Source organism: Mucilaginibacter sp. P4_E8, from assembly GCF_056401495.1.
In genome coordinates this window covers 1-5912 of sequence record NZ_JBFUJG010000214.1, presented here as the reverse complement: position 1 = coordinate 5912, position 5912 = coordinate 1, and the positions used below count along the sequence as shown (strand labels likewise).

The window sequence follows — 5912 nt, the reverse complement described above, 5'->3', positions numbered from 1 at the left end:
CCTCAGTACAATGGCACATTTTATGAAAAGGTTAATACTTAAAAGTAACTTACCGGCAAATTATATTTAATTACCCTCGAACGCTACTGACTATCGGGATTGTCTTGCTAGTTGGCTATTAGTTTCATTTGAATTTCACTCCTTATAAATCAATCACAAATGTGGAGTGGAATAATATTGCGCAAAATATTGAAATAACGGATAATAAATAATCAAACCTACCCAAATGAAAATTTTTTCAGCTTTTTTAATAACAATCGTTTCGTTACTAGTATGGAATTCATCCATTGCTCAAAACAGTGCAGGTAAAATTTCGGGGCAATTAACGAGCACCGATAAAAGGCCAATAGACGGAGCGACTGTATTATTACTTAAAGCTAAAGATTCCTCTTTAGTAAAAACAGCAATAACTAATGCCTCTGGTAGTTTCGGTTTTGAAGGTGTTAATTCTGGTCAATATGAAATAGCCGTAACCTTTATAGGATTTGAAAAATATCGAAGTCAGATGCTTTTGTTAGACGAACAGCATAGCGATGTCGTACTCCCAGCAATTACTCTCCATCAAGTGGGTAAAATGCTTAACGAAGTTTCCGTTAAAGGACATAAGTCATTCATTGAAAATAGGATCGATCGCGTAGTCGTTAATATTGCTGGAAATCCGGCGACTGCCGGCTCTAATGCATTGGATGCTTTAGGAATTGCGCCGGGCGTGCTTGTAAGCCCAGATGGAGATATCCGACTAAACGGAAAGTCAGGAGCTACCGTCTACATTGATGATAAGCCCACCTATTTGAACGGAACAGAATTAGCTAACTATCTGCGATCCTTACCAGCCTCTTTACTTGATAAATTGGAAGTTCTGTCTAATCCACCCGCTAAATATGACGCCTCTGGAAATGCGGGGATTATCATAATTAGGCTGAAAAAGAATAAACAATCAGGATTCAATGGGAGCGTAAACGCGAGCTATGGCCAGGGTATTTATGGGAGAACATCGGAATCTGTAAATTTCAACTATCGTGAAAATAAATTGAATATTTTCGGTAGCGCAGGTTATTCTACAACGAAGAAAAAACAAACATCTGATTTCGACTACAAATACAAAAATCCTGATGGCTCCATCAATTCGACATTGTTAACAAATTCCATAAATATCAACAATAACAAGTCGGCAAACCTACGTTTGGGCATCGATTATGCAGCTTCAAAAAATACAACATTTGGTCTGCTATTGAACGGAATCATCAGTACCATACCTAATAAAAATGATATCAAAAGTTCTATTTTAAATAAGAATTTCGGTATTGACTCCAGTATTATAGCTAACAATACCAGCAAGAATAAAAAACAAAATGGCATTATTAACTTAAATTTTGATCATAAATTTGATACACTAGGAACGTCAATAACAGCTAACCTTGATTATCTCAGGTATCATTCCACCAACGATCAGACGTTTCGAAACGATATTTATGACCCCAATAATGCGCTTGCAAACCAGGAACTATTATTGGCTAATTTGCCTGCGAATATTGATATTTATTCCGTCGGAACGGATTTTACACACCCTTTTAAACATGGTAGATTTGATGCTGGTCTAAAAACGAATTTTAGCAGAACAGACAATCAAGCTTTTTATTTTAACATTATAGATGAACAATCAATTCCAGATTACACTAAGACCAATGCAATTTTATATAAAGAGAATATAAATTCTGCGTATTTTAACTATAATCAAAGTTTCAAAAGGTTTGAAATACAAGCAGGYCTTCGCATGGAAAATACAAATACCAATGGCCATCAATTAGGTAATGCGGTTACGCGAGATTCAACATTTAAAAGAAATTTTACTAATATATTTCCAACCTTGTTTGTTTCTTATAAACTAGATTCTACAGGTATAAATCAATTGGTTTTTTCTTATGGAAGAAGAATCCGGCGACCATTTTATCAAGATCTTAACCCTTTTTTGTTCTTTATTGACAAGTTTACTTATAGTGCCGGTAATCCTTATTTGAAACCATCTTTATCTGATAATTATGAATTAGCTTATCGTTTTAAAGATATCTTCTCGTTTAAGGTCATTCGTTCCGTCGCTAATGATTTCTTTTACAAAACTACTGAAAGAACGGGCGATGTTTTTACCAGCCGACCTGCAAATATTGGCCGGTATGTTGTAAGTGGGATTAACATAAACGCCAATGTTCCGGTCACCAAATGGTATAGCATTAACCTTTTCACTGAAGTTGTGAACGATAGTTATAAAGGAAATCTATACCAAAGTAAACTTGATACCAATGCATATGCCTATGATGTGACCTTAAGGCATCAATTTAATTTCAACCATGGCTGGACTGTTCAGCTAAGTACCTTTTATCGGTCAAAAAGGGTCGAAATACAAAACGTGATCGATCCATACGGGTTTTTGGATATTGGGATTAATAAAAAATTACTTAAGGATAAAGGGACATTATCTCTGTATGCTAAAGATGTGCTGAGGACATTAAAACTAAACCAAACCATTACGAACGTGGCGCAAGCCGCAGTTAGTTCAAGACAAATATTTGATAGCCGCGCGATAAATTTATCTTTTACCTACAATTTCGGAAGTAATAAGAATTCGAATAGAAGAAGGAATACAAACAGTATTGATTCAGAAAAACAAAGAATTAATGATCAATAAGCCGTCAGGAAATTTACTGTTTTCTAAATTTAATGGGGATTTGGATGTCGTTAATTTGAATTCCGACTGCACTCATTTAGAAAACACTTAATCGCTTACCTCGTTTGGAAGACTATTTTTGGGGCTTTTTTGATACGACCGTAAAAATTGTATTGCAAGAAGCTTCAAGACCGCCGTTTCCTGAATTCAATCGATGTTTGACAAATCGGCCGGCAATTGTCGAGTGCGGGCTCATGCAAAATTTTGCACGGCCAACAAATTCCCGCGCACAACCCTTCCATCAAGCTATAGTTAATTTATGAAAATATTTAAGGCATTGATTTCAATAGAAATCTTAATTGGGCTGATCTGGATATTAAATTCTAAAATCGGGCGGACACCCGCATTTGGTAAACTGTTTAGTCCAACAACTGGTTTTTGGTACAATATAGAAGCTAAGGATATTGATTCACTTACTTCAACCGATATGCTGAACATTCATCAGACAGTAACGATCAGATACGATTCCACCGCTGTTCCACACGTGTTTGCAGCTAACGATTATGAGTTATATTTCTCACAAGGCTATATTACAGCAAAGGATCGGTTGTGGCAGATGGACCTTGAGGCAAGGACCGCAGCGGGTAATCTGGCTGAGGCGCTGGGCCCCCGTGCGCTTCAACAGGATCGTTATTTTAGGAATAAAGGATTACTTGTCGCTGCTGAGAAATCTTTGAAAATTATGGAAAAAGATCCCGTAATGAAAGTTGTTTTAAATGCATACGCTGATGGTGTGAATGCCTACGTACATCAACTCAAAATTACTGATTATCCCATTGAGTTTAAGATATTCAATTACGCGCCTGATAATTGGACGCCAGTAAAATCTATTTTGGTATTTAAACTGATGGCGGAAACCTTATCCGGCGGCTCAGATGATTTCGCCATGAGCAATACACTTGATCATTTTGGCGATCATGTTATGAAAGAGTTATTCCCAGACTCATCGTTTCTCGAAGATCCGGTTATGCCAAGGGGTACAAGCTGGCCTTTTCGCAGCAAAGCAAAGAATTCTTATTTAATGAAGCCGGACACCGACATACCTTCACAATCAGATAGTAACCTTACTAAATCAAAAATCCCCGGCATTGGTAGTAATAACTGGGCCGTAGCTGGGACAAAAACAAAAAGTGGTTTTCCAATTCTTGCTAACGATCCTCATCTGTCGTTAAGTATGCCATCAATTTGGTATCAAATTCAATTAGTTACCAACGAATTAAATGTGTACGGCGTAAGTATTCCTGGAATACCGTGCGTTATTATTGGATTTAATCAAAAAGTAGCCTGGGGACTAACGAATGCTGAAGCTGATTTGGTAGATTGGTACAGTGTTCGCTTTAATGACCGAAGTAAAACAAAATATTGGTATAAGAATAAGTGGAATCTGATTTCCAGACATTTGGAAGAGTATAAGATTAGAGGTGAAAAATCGATAGTTGACACTGTTTTATATACCCATCAGGGGCCGATCATGGATCGGGAAAATGATATGAAGGATGGTGGTGCCCCGGAAAGCGTTATAAGAGGTTTTGCGTTACACTGGACCGCAGACGAACCTTCAGAGGAGATCAAAACTTTTTATTTATTGAATCGTGCCATGAATTTTGATGATTATCGAACGGCGTTGACATATTATGGATCGCCCCCTCAGAATTTTATTTTCGCTTCACAAAATAATGATATAGCTATCACTTCCGGCGGTAAATATCCGTTAAGATTTAGGGATCAGGGAAAATTCGTCCTAGATGGATCTGAACCAGCAAATGATTGGCATGGATGGATTCCCGCAGCACAAAACCCCTTTGTCAAAAATCCTCTAAGAGGCTTTGTTAGTTCCGCAAACCAATCTGCGACAGACAGTACTTATCCTTATTATTTAAGCTGGGAGTTTGGTTCGGCAGAAAGAGCACATCGAATAAATAGCAAACTACAAGGTATGAGGTTAGCAACGACGGATACGTTTCGTGAGTTACAAAACGATAATTATAGTGTATTATCAGACCAAGTGCTAACGATAATGCTGTCAAATTTAAATGAAGTTAACCTCGAGCGACACAAAAATGCCATCGGGTTTTTAAAGACATGGGATCATCAATATAATGCCAACTCAATTGGTGCGAAAATATTTGACCTTTGGTGGAATATTTTCTATGATGATATATGGCGGGATGACTTTGGTAGAAAAAATTTAGGGCTCCGCTGGCCTACAAGAGATAGAACGGTAAAGCTATTTTTGGAGGAACCATCATCGCATTGGTTTGACGATCTTCGAACGCCTCAAAAAGAAAATTCTAGAGACATTCTTAATAGATCGTTCCATGAAACTATTGATAGTCTGAGAAGCGAGTATGGGCCAATTGGTAAAAATTGGTGTTGGGGTGCTTCTAGAAAACTATATCTATCACACATGGCAAATGTTCCAGCTTTTAATATTGGACCCTTCTCAGCGGGAGGTAGTGCGTCATCAATTGATGCTTTGACGGAACGAACGGGGCCTTCGTGGAGAATGGTTGTTGAGCTTGGCCCTGAAGTTCATGGCTATGGTGTGTTTCCAGGTGGCGAATCAGGTAATCCTGGCAGTAAATATTATGATAACTTTTTTGCAAGTTGGAAGTCTGGTCAGTTAAGAAAACTGATCTTCTTAAAATCAAAGAATGACTATCCTAACATTATCTATAAAACTTTATTAATTAAATGATATGCTATTCTTAATAATTTTGGCACTTGGGGTAGGCTCACTGTTCATCAATGTGTGGTGGATTATATGTCCCTTCGCGTTACTGGCAGGTGCTTATTTCGGAAAATCATCCAAACATTCGTTTTGGTCGGCATTTATATCCAATTCACTAATTTGGCTTACGATTCCGGTTTTAAAGATCATCAAAGGAAATGTGATTTTGCTGCAAAAGATGGCAGAGATGTTTTTTTTGCCTCACTGGTCATTTCTGGTAGTCATCGCAGTTTTCATAGGAGGTTTATTGAGTGCTCTAAGCGCTTTATCAGGTTATTTGATTAAAAATTTCATTTTCGATAAATATTTTAATGATAGCGATCAGCTCGAAAAGTAATAGTGTTACTTATATACAGCTATTTCATTATTCGTACGGCCAGTCTCCCTCTCCGCCATATGATTAACAAAGTGCCAATTCAAACAAACTTAATTTTTATCTTAAAATCCCCATGTATGAAC

3 protein-coding genes are annotated in these 5912 nt (G+C 37.4%); all 3 read left to right on the top strand.

Going from position 1 to position 5912, the window contains the following annotated elements; translation table 11 throughout:
- Nucleotides 1–226 precede the first annotated feature (226 nt).
- The 3 genes from AC1DRQ_RS28895 (at nucleotide 227) to AC1DRQ_RS28885 (ending at nucleotide 5790) form a co-directional block, all read left to right on the top strand.
- On the top strand, nucleotides 227–2683 hold the full coding sequence (locus tag AC1DRQ_RS28895; protein WP_477429203.1) for a TonB-dependent receptor domain-containing protein: 2457 nt from the start codon (nucleotides 227–229) through the stop codon (nucleotides 2681–2683).
- A 298-nt stretch (nucleotides 2684–2981) separates the two neighbouring features.
- The gene (locus AC1DRQ_RS28890) at nucleotides 2982–5420 is read left to right on the top strand and encodes a penicillin acylase family protein (protein ID WP_477429201.1); all 2439 of its coding nucleotides are present in this window, start codon (nucleotides 2982–2984) and stop codon (nucleotides 5418–5420) included.
- A gap of 1 nt (nucleotide 5421) precedes the next feature.
- Nucleotides 5422–5790, top strand: a complete 369-nt coding sequence (locus AC1DRQ_RS28885) for a hypothetical protein (RefSeq protein ID WP_477429199.1) — start codon at nucleotides 5422–5424, stop codon at nucleotides 5788–5790.
- Nucleotides 5791–5912 lie beyond the last annotated feature (122 nt).

Excerpts from the sequence above, each read along its gene's own strand:
- AC1DRQ_RS28890 (WP_477429201.1), top strand. The coding sequence starts at position 2,982 with ATGAAAATATTTAAGGCATTGATTTCAATAGAAATCTTAATTGGGCTG.
- AC1DRQ_RS28885 (WP_477429199.1), top strand. The coding sequence starts at position 5,422 with ATGCTATTCTTAATAATTTTGGCACTTGGGGTAGGCTCACTGTTCATC.